We start from the raw sequence: 16,704 nt of genomic DNA, 5'->3' as shown, positions 1-16,704 counted from the left end.
GTCAGGCGAAGACGCGCTGGGCGAGCGAGGTGAAGAAGCCCAGGCCGTCGGTGCCGGGACCGGTCAGCTCCTCGACCGCGTGCTCGGGGTGCGGCATGAGGCCGACCACGTTGCCGCGCTCGTTGGTGATGCCGGCGATGTCGCGCATCGAGCCGTTGGGGTTGGGCCCGACGTAGCGGGCGACCACGCGGCCCTCCCCCTCGAGCATGTCGAGGGTGGCCTCGTCGGCGACGAAGTTGCCCTCGCCGTTCTTCAGGACCACGGTGATCTCCTGGCCCTGCTCGTAGGAGGAGGTCCACAGGGTCGAGGTGTTCTCGATGCGCAGGCGCTGGTCGCGGCAGACGAACTTGCGGGCCTCGTTGCGGATGAGTGCGCCCGGCAGGAGGTGCGACTCGCAGAGGATCTGGAAGCCGTTGCAGATGCCCAGTACGGGCAGGCCCTTCTTCGCCGCCTCGATGACCTCGGTCATCACCGGGGAGAAGCGCGAGATCGCACCGCAGCGCAGGTAGTCGCCGTAGGAGAAGCCGCCGGGCAGGACCACGGCGTCGACCCCCTTGAGGTCGTGGTCGCCGTGCCACAGGGCGACGGCCTCGTCGCCGGCGATCCGGACGGCGCGCTGGGCGTCGACGTCGTCGAGGGTGCCGGGAAAGGTGACGACCCCGACCTTCATCAGGCGTCCTGCTCGACGCGCACGCGGAAGTCTTCGATGACCGGGTTGGAGAGCAGCGTCTCGGCCATCTGGGCGACCTCGGCGAGGACCGCGTCGGTCACCTCGCCCTCGAAGGTCAGCTCGAACCGCTTGCCCTGGCGGACGTCGACGACACCGTCGAAGCCCAGCCTCGGGAGGGCGCCGGCGACGGCCTTGCCCTGGGGGTCGAGGATCTCGGGCTTCGGCATGACGTCGACGACGACTGTGGCCACGGGGCTGCTCCTGTGCGCGGGGGAATCTCCGCGGGGGAGTCTATCGGCTCTGCGGCGGCCGGATCGCCACGACCACCAGTGCGACACCGAGACCGGCCAGGATGGCCCCGGTGGTGCCCCAGAACTGCTCGCCCTCCATGGCCCCGCCCTCGATCCAGCCGAAGGCCCGGAAGGCCACCAGCGCCCCGGCCATGGTCATCACGATGCCCAGCGCGAGTGCGACGTACTTGCCCATGGGCCACAGCCTAGGTGGCCCTCGGCGTCACCCAGCGTCTGGCGTCATACGGACGGAGCCACCGGTGACACCGTCCGTATGACGCGAGCGGCGCGAGCGCCGGGCGTACGCCCTCAGAGCTCGCGCTTGAGGATCTTGCCGGTGGCGGTCATCGGCAAGGAGTCGCGGAACTCGACGATGCGGGGGTACTTGTAGGCCGCCATCTGCTCCTTGCCCCAAGCGACCAGCTCGTCCTCGGTCAACGCGGAGCCCGGGTTCTTGATGACGACCGCCTTGATCTCCTCGCCGTGGGTGTCGTGGGGCACGCCGATCACCGCGGCCAGCGAGACGTCGGGGTGGGTCAGCAGCACCTCCTCGATCTCGCGCGGGTAGACGTTGTAGCCGCCGCGGATGATGAGGTCCTTGGTGCGGTCGACGATGTAGTACCAGCCGTCGTCGTCGACGCGGGCCAGGTCGCCGGTGCGGAACCAGCCGTCCTTGATCGCCTCGGCGGTCGCCTCCGGACGCTTGTAGTAGCCCTTCATCACGTTGGGGCCCTTGATCGCGATCTCGCCGACCTCGCCGGCCGCGACCTCGCTCCACTCCCCCGGCTGCGGGCTGATGAGCTTCATCTCCACGTCGGGGATGACGGGCCCGATGGAGCCGACCCGGGCCGGCTCACCGAACTTCGAGAAGCTCGCCACCGGCGAGGTCTCCGAGAGGCCGTAGCCCTCGAGGATCGTGACCCCGAAACGACGCTCGAACTCGCGGTGCACCTCGACGGGCAGCGCCGCGCCGCCGGAGACGGCGACCCGCAACCGCTCGGCGAGCGCCTGGACGTCGACCCCGGAGTCGTCGAGCACGCCCAGCAGACCCCAGTACATCGTCGGGACGCCGGCGAAGAAGGTGATCTGCTCCTTGGCCATGAGCTGGAGCGCGGCCTCGGCCTCGAAGCGGGGCAGCATCACGATGGTGCCGCCGAAGGCGACGGCGCTGTTCTGGATCACCGTCTGGCCGAAGGAGTGGAAGAGCGGCAGCACGCAGAGGTAGGTGTCCGGGTTGTCCGCGTCGGCACCGAAGAGCCGGTCGGAGGTGAGGGCGTTGGAACGCATGTTGGCGTGGGTCAGCTCTGCGCCCTTGGGCTGGCCGGTGGTGCCGGAGGTGTAGAGGATGACCGCGGTGTCGTCGTCGGCCACCTCCACGGCGGGTACCGGGGCCGACATGCCTTCGCCGATCACCTGCATCAGCGTGGGGTGCCCCTCGAACGGCGAGGCCGCGTTGAGGTCGGCCGTGATGACGACGAAGTGCTCGCAGCCGTCGGTGGCCTCGAAGCCCGCCAGGCCCTCGCGACCCATCGGCAGGTCGTCGGTCCCCTCGAAGCAGAGGTGCACCTTCGCGTCGGAGTCGGCCAGGTGGTAGGCCACCTCCCGACCCTTGAGCAGCACGTTGAGCGGGACGACGGTGCCGCCGGCCTTGAGGATCGCGTAGTAGGCGATCGTGAAGTAGGGCAGGTTCGGGCAGGTCAGCGCCACCTTGTCGCCCGGCCCGACCCCGCGGGCGGCGAGCGCCGCGGCCAGGAAGTCGCTGTACTGGTTGAGCTGGGCGTACGTCAGTCGCATGTCGCCGATGACGATGGCGGTGCGCTCGGGGTGACGGTCGGCGGTGTCGGTCAGCAGGGACGCGAGGTTCGTCATGGCGACGAATCTAGTGGCCCACACCACACTGTTGCCATCCCCGCGCTCGCCGGGGCGAAACGATGCGACGAACGAACAGAAATGGACGATCTGCGGCAATCGAGCGCCCCACGGCGCCGACTTCGCCACAACATCTCGTACGCCGACCCGCGGCTCCCTACGCTCGCGCCATGCCCCAGGCCTCACCCGCCTCACCCGCGCCCCTGCCCGCCGCGACCGTGCGCGGGTACGCCCTGGGCGGTGTCGCCTCCGGCACCTTCGGCACCGTGCCCGGCATCCTGTTGATGCCCTACCTGACCGACGTGATCGGCATCGGCGCCGCCCTGGCCGGTCTGGTGGTCTTCGTGCCGAAGGCGTGGGACTTCCTGCTCAACCCGGTGGCCGGGCGCATCTCCGACCGGTCCACGAACCCGGCCGGTCGGCGCCGGCCCTTCCTGCTGCGCGCCGGGGCGCTGATGGCGTTCGGCTTCGCGATGGTCTTCTCCGGACCGACGACCCACGCCGGGATCGCCACCGCGTGGGTGGTCGGCGTCTACTTGGCGTGCGCGACCGCGTATGCCTTCTTCCAAGTCCCCTACCTGGCGATGTCGGCGGAGATCACCGACGACTACGACGAACGCACCCGGCTGATGACGTGGCGGGTCATCGTCATCACCGTCACGATCATGCTGTCGGGCGGCGGCGCTCCGCTGCTGGTCGCCGCGCTCGACGGCGCGGCAGGCTACCGCTTGATGGCCGCCGTGATGGCGGTGCTGATCCTGCTCGGGTCCGTGGGCGTGTGGTGGGGCACCCGAAACGCCACCCTGACCCGTGACCCGCTGCCCACGGCATCGCTGACCGAGCAGGTCCGGATGGCGCTGGACAACCCGCACGCCCGCACACTGCTGACCGGCTTCGTGCTACAGGCCGTCGCGATGACGATGGTGCTGGCCGGCATCAGCTACACCGCCACCCACGTCATGGAGACCTCCTGGGCGGCGACCGGGGCGATGGTCGCCTTCGTGGCCCCTGCCGTGGTGTTCGCGCCACTGTGGGGCCGGGTCGGGCGGCGCTGGTCGAAGAAGACCGGTCTGGTGGCGACCTCGGTGGTGCTGGTCGTCGGCCTCGTCGGCCTCACCGCTGCCCGCGGCGGATCGATCGCGGCACTGCTCGCCGGGTCGGCGGTGGTCGGGATCGGCTATGCCGGCGCCCAGCTCTTCCCGCTCGCGATGCTGCCGGACGTGGCCGCCCACGACGCCCGGACCTCCGGGCAGAACCGGATCGGCGTGCTCACCGGCACCTGGTCGGGATTCGAGCTGCTCGGCTTCGCCGCCGGCCCCTTCGCCTACGGCCTGGTGCTCCAGCTGGGCGGCTACGAGCCCGGGGCCACCACCCAGGACGCCCAGGCCCTCGACGCCATCGTGGCCGGGGTCACCTGGGTGCCGGCGCTGCTGGTGGCGCTGAGCCTGGTGGCGATCAGTCGCTACGGCCTCGACGCCGAGCTTCGCGCGGCAGCTGCCTCACCAGTCGACGTCGACCTCACCGGTCGACCGGCCTGAGGAGTCGAGCAGGTGGCCGTTGCGCTTGAGCGCCGCGGTCACGGTCCAGCGGTCGACCACCTCGATGCCCGGCCCCCACGCCCGCTCCACCGCGTCGAGCTCGGTCAACGAGGTGAACCGGCAGCTCACCGTCCACTCCGCCGGACCGACCAGGCGCAGGACCCGGTGCACCGACGGGGAGCGCACCAGGACCTCGGGGTCGAAGTCGGGGGTCGCGCGGGCCCGCACCACCACGCCCCGCCCCAGCCCCACGGCCGGCATCGCCACGTCACAACCCAGCCGGACGAGCCCGTGGGCCAGCACCCGCTCGACGGTGCGTCGCGCCGTCGCGTCGCGCACCCCCATCCGGGCCGCCATCGCCCCCCACGTCATCCGGGCGTCCTCGCGCAACAGCGCGGTGACCTCGGCGGCCGCCTCCTCGCCCGGGGCGCGCAGGCCGGGCGTACGGGACTCGGACAGGTCGCGGACCTGGGTGGCGGAGAGCACGCGCAGCCGCCACGACGAGTCGTCGCGGGGCACCGCGGCGGCGTACTCCACGTGGACCGGTCCCGGGTCGTCGACCAGAGCGACGAGGTCGTGGATGCGCTGCTCGAGGGCAGCCAACCCACCGTGACCGACAACGAAGGCCTGGGTGCCGACGCTGGTGCGCTCGACGGCCAGGACCCATGGGGTACGACACCAGGCGTCGGCCGCCTCGGGGGTGATCCGGGCCGCGACCCGCACGAGGGCGGCGTCGCTGCGCGCTGCGTGTCGCTCCGGGGTGGGCCACACCGCGAACCAGGCCGCACCGCGGGCGTTGATCGCCGCCCAGCGACGGGCCGCGGTCGCCGGGTCGACGCCGATCACCTCGGCGATCCGGGCCCACGGGGCGCGGGCGTTGACCTGGAGGGCGTGCACGAGCGCCAGGTCAACCTCCGCCAACAGCTGGTCGCGCGGGTCGCTACTCACCGTCTCCCCGCCGCCATGCACGAATGCTAGCGAGCCAGCGGCCAGAGAGCATGGATTTCTTGCACGCTGAGCCCCCGACCTCATCCAAGTCCTAGGTTGCCGACCATGGACACGCACTCGATCCTCGCCACCGTCCAGGACCTCGTCGACCTCGCACCCCGAGCCACCGGGACCCCCGGCGGCGAACGCGCCGCCGCCTACGTCGCCGACCGCTTCACCCGCGCCGGACTGAGCGACGTCCACGAGATGCACGTGCCGTCGTACGCCTGGCGCGCGACCCGCTGCCACCTCACGGTGGCCGACGAGGACGTGGCCTGTGCGCCCGTCCTGCACTCCGCGCTGCGGGCCACCGACGCCGTCGGGACTCTGCTGGACACCCCCGTCACCGCACCGCTCATCGACGTCGGCACCGCGGTCGGCGAGCACGACGTGACCGGGCGGATCGTGCTCTTCGACCTGACCTTCGACATGACCACGGCCCACCTCCTGCCGCTGGCGGAGTGGCTCCACGACCCGGGTCGACGGATGCTGCGCCGCGAGGTGCTGTCGTCACGCAACCCCTACGTCACCAACCTCAGCCGGGTGGCGCGTGACGCCGCCCGCGGTGGTGCGGTCGGGATCGTCGGGGTGCTGAAGGACTACCCGGAGTCGTTGAGCTACCACAACGAGTACTACCGCCGGACGCTCCTGGAGCTGCCCGGCGCGTGGGTCACCCGCCTGGGTGGCGCCACGGTGCGCGCCGCGATGCGGAAGGCCGACCGCGCCGGGCAGCCCGCCACCGCCACCCTCGACCTGGCCGCCGAGCGCGAGGCCGTCACCTCACGCACCGTGATCGGGGTCCTGCCGGGTCGCAGCACCGAGACGGTGATGGTCCAGTCCCACCACGACTCGATCGGGCCGGGCGCGGTCGAGGACGGCACCGGCACCGCCGAGGTGATCGCCCTGGCCGAGCACTTCGGTGCGCGCGCCGCCACCGGGGAGGTGCGGGAGAAGACGTTGCTCTTCGTCACCTTCGACACCCACTTCACCGGCTACCAGGCCCACCAGGAGTTCGCCCGCCGCTACGCCCTCGACCCCGACAGCCCCTACGACCTCGTGCTCAACCTCACCGTCGAGCACGTCGGCCTGCGCGCCGTGGCCAGCGAGAAGGGCGACGGCTTCGCCACGACCGGGCAGACCGAACCCCGAGGCATCTTCGAGAACCTCTCCCCCAGGCTGGCCTGGCACCTGGCCCGCGGCCTGCGGCGCCACGGCCTGGCCGGCACCACCCTGCTCAACGCGCGCCCCCTGGAGTGGGGTCGCCTCGGCATCCCCACCGACGCCTCCTTCAGCCTGGTGTCGGGCGTGCCGGTCGTCAGCCTGATCTCGGGGCCGCTCTACCTCTACGCCGACGCCGACGACATGTCGAAGGTCGACGTGGACCAACTCCTCCCGGTCGCGCGATACTTCGCCGACGTCGTGGACCGCGTCGACTCGGTGCGCGGAAGCCGCATCGGGTGGCTGCCCCGCGGCGTACGACGTCGGCTGCCCCGCGGGCGCTGGTGAACCACTACGGCGGACGGGAGGGGTGATCCAGATGGACCTGATGCAGCACGGAAGCAGCCAACCGGTCAGCTACCCCTCGACCGACCTCGACGGCGCCCCGGTCACGCTGACCGGGTTGGTCCACCTGCCCCACACCGCGCCGCCCGCCGGTGGCTGGCCGGTGGTCAGCTATGGCCACATGACGACCGGCGCGGGCGCCACCAGCGCCCCCAGCACCGGCTCCCCGGACCACCTCGAGTGGCGGCGGATGTCGCAGGGTGACGCGCTCTGCGACGCCCTGCTGGCCCAGGGCGTCGCGGTGCTGCGGCCCGACTACCTCGGGCTGGGCAGCCCGGGCACCCACCCCTACCTGATCGGGGAACCCCTGGCCCGTAGCGTCGTCGACATGGTCGCCGCCCGACAGACCTTCGACGACCGGATCGGCGACCGGTGGGTCAGCGCTGGTCACTCGGAGGGGTCGGTGGCGGCGCTGCACTCCGCCGTCCAGCCGAGCTGGCCGGTGCCGTTGCTCGGCGTGGCGGCCTTCGCGCCGGTCACCCGGATGGACCGCACCATCGGCCTCTCGGCGCGGCTGCCGGTGGTGCCGCCCGGGTTCGGCGTGGTCAGCGCCCTGATCGGGCTGATGCTGCTGGGGGCCAGCACCGTCTCCGAGGAGGTCGCCGACCTGCTCGCCAGCGACGGCCTGGGGCCGGAGGCCGACGCCCTGTGGCCGCACCTGACCCAGCGCTGCCTCACCGACCTGGCCCGCGACGACTCATGGGGCGCGCTGCCGCCGCGCCGCATCGCCTCCCCGGAGCTCTACCGCGCCCTCTTCGCAGTGATGCGCGACAACGAGGTGGCCCGGCTGGTGCCGCGCGTGCCGGTGCGGATCGACTCCGCGCGTTTCGACGAGGTCGCCCCCGCGCCGCTGACCACCCGACTCGTCGCGGCCTACCGCCGGGCCGGCGTCCAGGTCACGCACCGTCGCTGGCCCACCCACCACTCCGGCACGATGCGACCCGCGTACGCCCCCAGCGAGGCCGTGGACTGGATCCTGGCGCGCCTCGGCTCCTGACGTCCTCAGCCGTCGATGGTGCCGCGGGCCAGACTGTCGCCCGAGTGGGTGGGGTCGCCGTCGTCGGGCTCGTAGGAGATGTCGACGATCCGGTAGCCCTGCTCCAGGAGCCGCTCGGGGAAGTCGAAGTCCCCGGCCTCACCGGGGGGCAGGAGGCCCAGGGAGACCATCCGGCTGCCGTCGACGTTGATCAGCCACACCTCGCGGGTGCCGTCGGGGCCACCCAGGTCGGAGGCCTCCACGTGCAGCACGACGCGGTCGTCGTGGCGGCGCACCTGCGCGGCACCCCGGTCCTCGGCTGCGTCGTCGAGGGTGGTGAGGGCGGCGCTGCCCAGCACCTGGGCCTGCGGGGCGGGAGTCTCCTCGTCGTCGGGCGAGGCGATCATCGCTCCCACCCCGACACCGGCGACCAGGGTGACCGAGGCAGCCACCGCAGCGGCCCAGGCCGGCACCTTGGCGAAGCGGCGCAACGGGGTCACGGTCGCCGTCGGCCCGTCCTCGCCCACCGGGAGCGTGGCGGCACCGGGGGTCGCGCTGGGCGGCGGCGTGGTAGCCGTGCGGGCGGGCGCACCGGCCGCGTGCGCCTGCTCGTCAGCGGCGATCTGGGCCGCGATGCCCTCCCAGACCGACGGGGGCGGGGCGACGAAGGCCTGCTCGGCGCCGCCGACCAGCGCCAGCGTCTCGGAGAGAGCGACGAGCTCGTCACCACAGACGGCGCAGGCGCCGACGTGGTCGCTGACCTCCGCGTCGACCGGCTCGCCCATCGCCATCGCGGCGATCAGCTCCGGGTCGACGTGGGCAGCCAAAGGTCCGTCAGGCGAACTCATGACGCACCTCCTCCAAGGTCCTGCGCAGTTGGGTCAGCCCGCGTCGTAGGTGGCTCTTCACGGTGCCGAGCGGGAGTCCGGTCCGGCTGACGATCTGTTCGTGGGTGAGGTCTTCGTGGAACGCGAGCCGCAGGATCGTACGTCGCGGGTCGCCCAGGTCCTCGATCGTCTGCGCCAGGACGAGGCGGTCGACCACGGCACCGGAGTCGTCGGCGGGGGCGACGACGTCGGCACCGGCGGGGCCGAGGTCACGGGCGGCGACCGAGGCCACCTTGTGGGCCTCGCGGGCCCGTTCGCCGAGCCGGTCGGCGATCCGGTGACGGGTGATCCCGATCAACCAGGCCGGAAGGGCGTGCTCGGTGGGGGTGAGGGTGTGGCGCGAACGCCACGCGGAGATGAAGACGAGCTGGGTGACGTCCTCAGCCTCGTGGTGGGCGCCCAGCTGACGCAGGGCGACGGTGTGCACCAGCGACGACCAGCGCCGGTAGATCTCCTCGAGGCTGTCGCGGTCACCGTCGCGGAGGCCGGCCGCCAGCTCGATGACGGTGGCCTCGTCACCAGTGCGGAGTCTCACGCGGGCCACAGTACAGCCCCGGGGCCGGTCCGCCCCGCGACGTGGTCGTGGCGAGGCGGACCGGGGTCACACGGTCACTTCGGGGCTGGGCTCAGAGGTTGACGGGGCGCAGCACGCGGTCGATGCCGTGCGCGATCTGCTTGTTGCCCTTGTTGATGTCGACCTGCTTGAGGATGACGCGGGGGTTGCGGTCGTCGCGGTCCTTGTCGACCAGGATGATGCGCGGGTTCTTCTTCGGGGTCTTCACCTTGACCTTGACGGTCGCGCCCTGGGCGGTCTCGAGCTTCGCGCCGTCGGCCTTCAGGGCCTTCTTGCTGTTGATGGTGGCGCCGGGGACGACGTGGTAGAGCAGGACCTGCTCGATGGTGTCGACGCCCGCGACCTTGACCAGGCGCTTGAAGATCCGCTTCTCCGACTTCACGGTCTTGCCGGTGAGGTCCTTGAGCAGCAGGCGGAAGGCCTGGTCGTTGGGGATGAAGGCGGTGGCGCGCACGCTGCCGTCGGCGAGCACGGCGACCGGCGACTCGGGCTTCGCCTTCACGACGGCCAGGGCGGCCTCGGTGACGATGTCGTAGTCGCGCTTGTTCTTGTCGAAGTGGTTGCCGTCGGAGGTCAGGACCTCGACCAGCGAACGCTCCTTCGGGGCGGCGTTGGCGGTGGTGGCCGGGGCGACCGCCAGCACGGTGGCGGCAACGGCGAGGGCGGCGAGCGAACCGGTGAAACGCTTCATGGGACTACCTCTTCTTCTCCACGTCGGGCGCCACCGTGGCGCCCTGATGCCCTCTTCTCCGGAGTTCGCCCGCCCTTGGATGCACCCGGGTCGAAAAACTTTGAGAAGTTTTTTCGCGCCCCCTGCCCCGACGTCAGTAGCGGGTGCCGGTGAGCCGCTCGTACGCCTCCACGTACTTCGCGCGCGTCAGCTCGACGACCTCGTCGGGCAGGGCGGGCGGGGGCACGTCGGAGGACTTGTCCCAGCCCGACGCCGGCGAGGTGAGCCAGTTGCGCACGATCTGCTTGTCGTAGGAGGGCTGCGTCTGGCCGGGGCGCCAGGAGTCGGCGGGCCAGAAGCGAGAGGAGTCGGGGGTGAGCACCTCGTCGCCGAGCACCGTGGTGCCGTCGGCGCGGGCCCCGAACTCGAGCTTCGTGTCGGCCAGGATGATGCCCTGCGCGCGCGCCACCTCCTCGGCGCGGGCGTAGATGCGCAGCGTCAGGTCGCGCAGCTCGGCGGCCCGCTCGGAGCCCACGGCGGCCTCGACCGCGGCGTACGACACGTTCTCGTCGTGGTCGCCGACAGCGGCCTTCGTGGCGGGGGTGAAGATCGCCTCGGGCAGGCGGGAGCCGTCCTCGAGGCCGCCCGGCAGCGCGATGCCGCAGACCTCGCCGGTGGCGCGGTAGTCGGCGAGACCGGAACCGGTGAGGTAGCCGCGGGCCACGCACTCGACCGGGTACATGTCGAGCGACTCGCAGACGACGGCGCGGCCGGCGACCTCGGTCGGGACGTCGGTGGAGACGACGTGGTGGGGCACCAGGTCGGCGAGCTGGTCGAACCACCACAGCGACATGCGGGTGAGGATCTCGCCCTTGCCCGGGATCGTCGAGGAGAGCACGTGGTCGTAGGCCGAGATGCGGTCGCTGGCCACCATCAGCAGGCGTCCGGCGTGCTCACCGGCGTCGATCCGGTAGAGGTCACGCACCTTCCCGCTGTGCAGGTGGGTGGCGCCGGGGAGCGCGGGGGCAGCAGGGATGTTGAGGTCAGCCACTCGAGGAGCCTATCGACCTACTCCCGCCTGTCCGGGCCCCGCCGACGCTCGCGGCGAGTGACGAGCCGCTCCACCCGCTGGGCGACCGGGTCCCCGAAGTGCTCGTCGAAGTTCTCCGTGAGCTCCGTGGTGACCTGGGAAGTGACCTGGGAGGCGAGCTGTCCCTGCAGCTCCTCCCGACGTTGGCGCCGCTCCGCCCGCAGCAGGACCAGGTGCTCACTGCGCAGGGCGCGGTAGGTGGCGAAGCAGATGGCGACCATGATGAGGCTGAACGGCAGGGCCGTGATGACGGCCCCGGTCTGCAGCGCGACCAGACCACCGGCGAGCAGGAGGCCGACGGCGACCAGGCCCTCGATGGTTGCCCAGAGCACCCGGCTCCACGTCGGGGGCTCGGCCTCCCCTCCGGACGCGAGCATGGTCACGACCAGGGAGCCCGAGTCCGACGAGGTGATGAAGAAGATCACCACCAGGACGATCGCCACCCCGGAGAGGAACGTGCCCGCAGGCAGTCCCCCGAGGAGGTCGAAGAGGACGTTCTCCGCCGCCACCGCTGGATTGCCGTCGGCGTCCTCACCGACCAGTCCGCCCTCGCCGAACATCTCGCGGTGGAGCGCCGCACCCCCCAGGACGGAGAACCACAAGAACGTGACCATTGTGGGCACCAGCAGCACCCCGGCGACGAACTCGCGCACCGTGCGACCGCGCGAGATCCGTGCGATGAAGACACCGACGAAGGGCGCCCAGGAGATCCACCATCCCCAGTAGAACGTCGTCCAGGACGCCTGCCACCGCTGCCCCTCCTCCCCGGAGAAGGCGCTCGTGCTGAACGACAGGGGGATGACGTCGCGCGCGTAGACGCCGAGGTTCTGCACCCACTCGCGCAGCAGGAAGAGGGTCGGGCCCAGCGCCAGCACCGCCACCAGGAAGACGGCCGCCAGTGCGAGGTTGGCATTGGAGAGCCACTTGATGCCCCGCCCCACCCCGCTGACCACGGAGACGGTGGCCAGCAGCGTGATGACGACGATCAGCACCACCAGCATCTGGTCGCTGACCTCGTCGAAGAGCCCCAGGTGCACGAGTCCGGAGGAGATCTGGGTGACGCCGAGCCCGAGCGAGGTTGCGACGCCGGCGACGGTGCCGACCACCGCCACAGTGTCAATGACGTCGCCCATCCAGCCGCGCACCCGGTCGCCAAGGAGGGGTTCGAGCGCCCACCGGATGGAGACCGGGTTGCCCCTGCGGTGGATCGAGTAGGCCAGGGCAAGCCCGACCACCACGTAGATCGCCCACGCGTGGAAACCCCAGTGCAGGAAGACCTGGGCCATCGCCTTCTGCGCCAGTTCGGGGCCCTCACCGGTCATTCCGGGCTTCACGTCGGTGTAGGTGAACGTGATCGGTTCCGCAGCGCCCCAGAAGACCAGACCGATGCCCATGCCGGCGGCGAAGAGCATGCCGAACCAGGCCAGCACCCCGAACTCTGGCTCTTCCTCGTCGGGGCCGAGCTTGATGTCACCGAACCGGCTCAACCCCATCCACAGGGAGAAGACCACGAAGCCGGCGACGGCGAGCACGTAGTACCAACCGAAGCCTTGGACAATGGTGCCCTGGATCTCGCCCAGCAGGTCCTCCGTGGCTGCTGGGAAGGCGATCGCCAACCCGGCGGCCACGACCAGGGTCGCCACGGCGGGAAGAAAGACCGGCAGGTGGATGCCCGCGGGGCCGCCCGTGGCGTCGGGCGTCGCGTCTGCGTCGGTGCTCGGGTGTGGCACGGAGGCCCCTCTCGTCCTGGACCACGCCGTCTCAGCCACGTCCCAACCAAGAACCAGTTCCCCACCTGATCCCGCTCGAAACGGCCGGTCCGTCCACCCCATCCCACGAGTTCGCCACGCACGGCAGGATCGGCTTCAGTAGCGTACGCCCCATGCGCAGACTCACCGCCCGCCTCGCGGCCCTCACGTCCTCCGTCGCCCTCGCCAGTGCCCTGGCCGTCACCGTCGCAGCGCCGGCCCACGCCGAGCCGCCCGTGGTGGGCGACGACGAGATCACGATGCATGCCAACACGATCGCGATGCCTGACCTGCTGGCCAACGACTTCGACGCCGATGGCGACGAGCTCAAGGTCTGTCGCATCGAGGAGAAGCTCGACCCGCCGGTCGGCTTCTTCGAGTTCCTCGGGATCCACCTGGTCGTCGCCGACGTGGGCGTCGAGGGCACGTTCGAGTTCACCTACTGGGCCTGCGACTTCGAGACCCTCGTGCCGGGCACCCTCACGGTGCACGTCAAGCCCTCGCCGAAGGCCGCGATCACGGTCAAGAAGGCGAAGAAGCCGGGCAAGGTCCGCGTCACCAACAAGAGCAACTTCCCGCTCGACTTCGCCTGGGGCAGCGCCGCCAGCGAGGACCCCGACGGCCAGGTGAAGATCGGCAAGAAGAAGACCCGCGTCGTCACCGTGCGCCGCACCGCCATCACGTGGATGGCCCAGAACGCCAACAACGGCGCCGCCAAGGTGGGCTACCTGCGCGGGATCAAGCTGCCCAAGAAGGGCAAGAAGCTGCCGCCGAGCCCGCGTCCCCGATCTGGCGAGGCGTTCGCCTTCACCGGCGCCCTGAGCGCCCTGGACGATGCCGAGCAGGGATGGCTCTCTCCCCTGCGCGCCGTGGTCGCCCAGCGCAGTTCCTGAAGGACTGGCAGTCCCTGAGGGACTGGACAGTCCCTCAGGGAGTTACCGGGACGGTGGTCTGGACCAGCCCCTCAGGGCTGGGCCCGCCTGCTCAAGACCGCCTTGCTCAGAGGATCGCGCCGGGCGTGTAGGCCGCCGCGGCCGGGTGCCGCTCGGCGAGCTCGGCCACGCGACGTACGACCTGCTGGGTCTGCTGCACGGCCGCACCGGTGAAGGTGATCGGCTCGGCGACGAGGGCGTCGATCTGGTCGCGGGTCAGGCCCAGCTCCTCGCTGGCGGCGAGCTTGGCGAAGACGTCGTTCTCGACCTGGCCGGCGCGCATCGCCAACGCGGTGCCGACCGCCGCCTCCTTGATGACCTCGTGGGCGACCTCGCGGCCCACCCCGTTGCGCACCGCGCTCATCAGGACCTTGGTGGTGGCCAGGAACGGCAGGTAGCGGTCGAGCTCACGCTGGATCACCGCCGGGAAGGCGCCGAACTCGTCGAGCACCGTGAGGAAGGTCTGGAAGAGGCCGTCGGCAGCGAAGAACGCATCCGGCAGCGCGACACGGCGCACCACCGAGCAGGAGACGTCGCCCTCGTTCCACTGGTCGCCGGCGAGCTCACCGACCATCGAGAGGTAGCCGCGGGTGATCACGGCGAGGCCATTGACCCGCTCGCAGGAGCGGGTGTTCATCTTGTGCGGCATCGCCGAGGAGCCGACCTGGCCCTCCTTGAAGCCCTCGGTCACCAGCTCGATGCCGGCCATCAGGCGAATCGTCGTGGCCAGGTTGGAGGGGCCGGCGACCAGCTGCACGACGGCGGAGAGCGCCTCGAAGTCGAGGGAGCGCGGGTAGACCTGGCCGACCGAGGTCAGCACGTGGTCGAAGCCGAGGTGGGCGGCGACCCGGTCCTCGAGCTCGGCGAGCTTGTCGGCATCGCCGTCGAGCAGGTCGAGCATGTCCTGGGCGGTGCCCATCGGGCCCTTGATGCCGCGCAGCGGGAAGCGGGCGAGCAGCTCCTCGATGCGCTGCACCGCGATGAGCATCTCGTCGGCGACGGTGGCGAACCGCTTGCCCAGCGTCGTGGCCTGCGCGGCGACGTTGTGGGAGCGGCCGGCCATCACGGTGGTCTCGTGCTCGGTCGCCAGACGGGCGAGGCGGGCCAGGGTGGCGACCGCGCGGTCGCGCAGCAGCTCGAGGCTCTGCTTGAGCTGGAGCTGCTCGACGTTCTCGGTGAGGTCGCGCGAGGTCATGCCCTTGTGGATGTGCTCGTGGCCGGCGAGGGCGGAGAACTCCTCGATCCGCGCCTTCACGTCGTGGCGGGTGACGCGCTCGCGCTCGGCGATGGCGGCCAGGTCGACGCCCTGCTCCCCCTGGGCGACGACTGCCTCGTAGGCCTCGACGACGCCGTCGGGCACCTCGATGCCGAGGTCGCGCTGGGCCTTGAGCACGGCGACCCAGAGCTGGCGCTCCAGCACGATCTTGTGCTCGGGCGACCAGATCGCGGCGAGGTCGGCCCCGGCATAACGGGTGGCGAGGACGTTGGGGACGGTCATCAGGACTCCTGCGAGGTGAGGGAGGCGCCCTCGACGACTCCGAGGGGTTCGGCGGCGATGTCGGAACGGCGCTGCAGGCCGTCGAAGTCGATGAGGTCGGCGGCGGCGTACGCCTTCGCGCGCGCCTCGGCCACGTCACCGCCGCTGGCACGCACGGCGAGCACGCGTCCGCCCGCAGTGACCAGCCGGCCCTCGGCGTCGAGCGCAGTGCCGGCATGGATGACGTCGACGTCCGCAGCGGCCGCGGCCCGCTCGACGCCGGTGATCACGTCGCCCTTCGACGACGACTCCGGGTAGCCGGCGGAGGCCAGCACCACGGTGACCGCGGCCCCGTCGGAGAAGGTCGGCGCCGGCGCCTCGGCGAGACGACCGGTGGCGGCGGCGTGCAGCAGCTCGCCGAGGCCGGAGGTGAGCACCGCGAGGACGGGCTGGATGTCGGGGTCGCCGAACCGGGCGTTGAACTCGATGACGCGCGGACCCTCGGCGGTCAGCGAGAGACCGACGTAGAGGCAGCCCACGTAGGGGGCTCCGCGCCGCGCCATCTCGTCGAGGGTCGGCTGCACGACGGTGGCCAGCACGGTCTCGGCCAGGTCGGCGGGCGCCCAGGGCAAGGGGGAGTAGGAGCCCATGCCGCCGGTGTTGGGCCCGCGGCCGCCGTCGAAGATGCGCTTGAAGTCCTGGGCCGGCTGCAGTGCGCGGGCGGTCGTGCCGTCGCAGACCGCGAAGAGCGAGACCTCGGGGCCGTCGAGGAACTCCTCGATCACCACCCGGCCGCACGCCTCCGCGTGGGCGAGCGCCTCGGCGCGGTCGAGGGTGACCACGACACCCTTGCCAGCTGCGAGCGCGTCGTCCTTGACGACGTACGGGGCACCGAAGGTGTCGAGCGCCGCCTCGTGATCGGCGGTGGTGGTGCAGGTGCGCGACCCGGCGGTCGGCACGCCGGCGGCTGCCATGACCTCCTTGGAGAACGCCTTGGAACCCTCGAGCTGCGCGGCGGCCGCGTCGGGGCCGAAGACCGCGATGCCCGCGGCGCGTACGGCGTCGGCCACACCCGCGACCAGCGGCGCCTCCGGACCCACGACGACGAGGTCGGCGCCGATCCCGGCAGCCAGGCCGGCGACCGCGGCGGCGTCCATGATGTCGACCGGGTGCAGCGTGGCGACCGCGGCGATGCCGGGGTTGCCGGGCGCCGCATGGACCTCGGTGACCGCGGGGTCGCGGGAGAGGGCCAGGGCGAGGGCGTGCTCACGCCCCCCGGAACCGATCACGAGGGTCTTCACGTGGGGTGATTCTAGGCGCCTCTCACGCCCCTACCGAAAAGGTCGTGATTCGGCGGGCGGGTTCTAGGTAGTCACGCAACACCTCGAGGTTCGAGGAGTTGTTGTCGATGGCGTATTCGTTCGAGGTACGTG

General features: G+C 71.4%; 15 protein-coding genes and 1 pseudogene. 4 read left to right on the top strand and 12 right to left on the bottom strand.

The features are described from left to right. Position 1: 1 nt before the first annotated feature. The 4 genes from purQ to IEQ44_RS14425 form a co-directional block, all read right to left on the bottom strand. Positions 2–670 (bottom strand): phosphoribosylformylglycinamidine synthase subunit PurQ, encoded by a 669-nt coding sequence (gene purQ / locus IEQ44_RS14440; RefSeq protein ID WP_193639177.1) that lies wholly within the window; start codon positions 668–670, stop codon positions 2–4. Next, on the bottom strand, positions 670–921 hold the full coding sequence (gene purS, locus IEQ44_RS14435) for a phosphoribosylformylglycinamidine synthase subunit PurS (protein ID WP_193639176.1): 252 nt from the start codon (positions 919–921) through the stop codon (positions 670–672). Before purS ends, purQ begins: the two co-directional genes overlap by 1 nt. Before the next feature lie 40 nt (positions 922–961). Continuing rightward, a complete protein-coding gene (locus IEQ44_RS14430) occupies positions 962–1,156 on the bottom strand; it encodes a hypothetical protein (RefSeq protein WP_193639175.1) in 195 nt (64 codons plus the stop codon). Positions 1,157–1,269: 113 nt separating this feature from the next. After that, positions 1,270–2,829, bottom strand: coding sequence for a long-chain-fatty-acid--CoA ligase (locus IEQ44_RS14425; RefSeq protein WP_193639174.1), 1,560 nt, complete (start codon positions 2,827–2,829; stop codon positions 1,270–1,272). 170 nt (positions 2,830–2,999) lie between these two features. On the opposite strand from IEQ44_RS14425, the gene IEQ44_RS14420 reads away from it, so the two are divergent. Continuing rightward, positions 3,000–4,367, top strand: a complete 1,368-nt coding sequence (locus IEQ44_RS14420; RefSeq protein ID WP_193639173.1) for an MFS transporter — start codon at positions 3,000–3,002, stop codon at positions 4,365–4,367. Here IEQ44_RS14420 and IEQ44_RS14415 read toward each other — a convergent pair. Then, on the bottom strand, positions 4,329–5,315 hold the full coding sequence (locus IEQ44_RS14415) for an Lrp/AsnC family transcriptional regulator (RefSeq protein WP_193639172.1): 987 nt from the start codon (positions 5,313–5,315) through the stop codon (positions 4,329–4,331). The two genes, IEQ44_RS14420 and IEQ44_RS14415, sit on opposite strands and share 39 nt — an antisense overlap. A 105-nt stretch (positions 5,316–5,420) precedes the next feature. Between IEQ44_RS14415 and IEQ44_RS14410 the strand changes: the two genes are divergently transcribed. Continuing rightward, complete coding sequence (locus IEQ44_RS14410) at positions 5,421–6,860, top strand: M28 family peptidase (protein WP_193639171.1); 1,440 nt, start codon at positions 5,421–5,423, stop codon at positions 6,858–6,860. Positions 6,861–6,891: 31 nt separating this feature from the next. Further along, complete coding sequence (locus IEQ44_RS14405; protein WP_193639170.1) at positions 6,892–7,914, top strand: lipase family protein; 1,023 nt, start codon at positions 6,892–6,894, stop codon at positions 7,912–7,914. Positions 7,915–7,919: 5 nt separating this feature from the next. On the opposite strand, the gene IEQ44_RS14400 is transcribed toward IEQ44_RS14405, so the two are convergent. The 5 genes and pseudogenes from IEQ44_RS14400 to IEQ44_RS14380 all read right to left on the bottom strand — a co-directional run bounded on the left by IEQ44_RS14400 (position 7,920) and on the right by IEQ44_RS14380 (position 12,844). After that, positions 7,920–8,741, bottom strand: a complete 822-nt coding sequence (locus IEQ44_RS14400; RefSeq protein WP_193639169.1) for an anti-sigma factor — start codon at positions 8,739–8,741, stop codon at positions 7,920–7,922. Further along, positions 8,728–9,315 (bottom strand): RNA polymerase sigma factor, encoded by a 588-nt coding sequence (locus IEQ44_RS14395; protein ID WP_319804692.1) that lies wholly within the window; start codon positions 9,313–9,315, stop codon positions 8,728–8,730. Before IEQ44_RS14395 ends, IEQ44_RS14400 begins: the two co-directional genes overlap by 14 nt. Positions 9,316–9,406: 91 nt before the next feature. Continuing rightward, positions 9,407–10,045 carry a fasciclin domain-containing protein gene (locus IEQ44_RS14390; protein WP_193639168.1) on the bottom strand — a complete coding sequence of 213 codons (639 nt, stop codon included), beginning with the start codon at positions 10,043–10,045 and terminating at the stop codon, positions 9,407–9,409. A 145-nt stretch (positions 10,046–10,190) separates the two neighbouring features. Next, positions 10,191–11,060 (bottom strand): annotated as a pseudogene (locus IEQ44_RS14385) (phosphoribosylaminoimidazolesuccinocarboxamide synthase); the annotation flags it as partial. A 32-nt stretch (positions 11,061–11,092) separates the two neighbouring features. Continuing rightward, complete coding sequence (locus IEQ44_RS14380; RefSeq protein ID WP_319804691.1) at positions 11,093–12,844, bottom strand: BCCT family transporter; 1,752 nt, start codon at positions 12,842–12,844, stop codon at positions 11,093–11,095. A gap of 152 nt (positions 12,845–12,996) precedes the next feature. Here IEQ44_RS14380 and IEQ44_RS14375 point away from each other — a divergent pair, with 152 nt between their 5' ends. Next, positions 12,997–13,755, top strand: coding sequence for an Ig-like domain-containing protein (locus tag IEQ44_RS14375; RefSeq protein ID WP_193639165.1), 759 nt, complete (start codon positions 12,997–12,999; stop codon positions 13,753–13,755). A gap of 106 nt (positions 13,756–13,861) precedes the next feature. Here IEQ44_RS14375 and purB read toward each other — a convergent pair whose 3' ends face one another. Both purB and purD read right to left on the bottom strand, forming a co-directional pair. Beyond that, entirely contained in the window at positions 13,862–15,292 is a 1,431-nt protein-coding gene (gene purB, locus IEQ44_RS14370; protein ID WP_193639164.1) for an adenylosuccinate lyase, read from the bottom strand. After that, positions 15,292–16,572 (bottom strand): phosphoribosylamine--glycine ligase, encoded by a 1,281-nt coding sequence (gene purD / locus IEQ44_RS14365; protein ID WP_193639163.1) that lies wholly within the window; start codon positions 16,570–16,572, stop codon positions 15,292–15,294. Before purD ends, purB begins: the two co-directional genes overlap by 1 nt. Positions 16,573–16,704: the final 132 nt, after the last annotated feature.

The sequence above is a fragment of the Nocardioides malaquae genome, from assembly GCF_015070385.1.
GTDB classification, from domain to species: Bacteria; Actinomycetota; Actinomycetes; order Propionibacteriales; family Nocardioidaceae; genus Nocardioides; species Nocardioides malaquae.
This window is presented reverse-complemented; position numbering and strand designations above follow the sequence as displayed.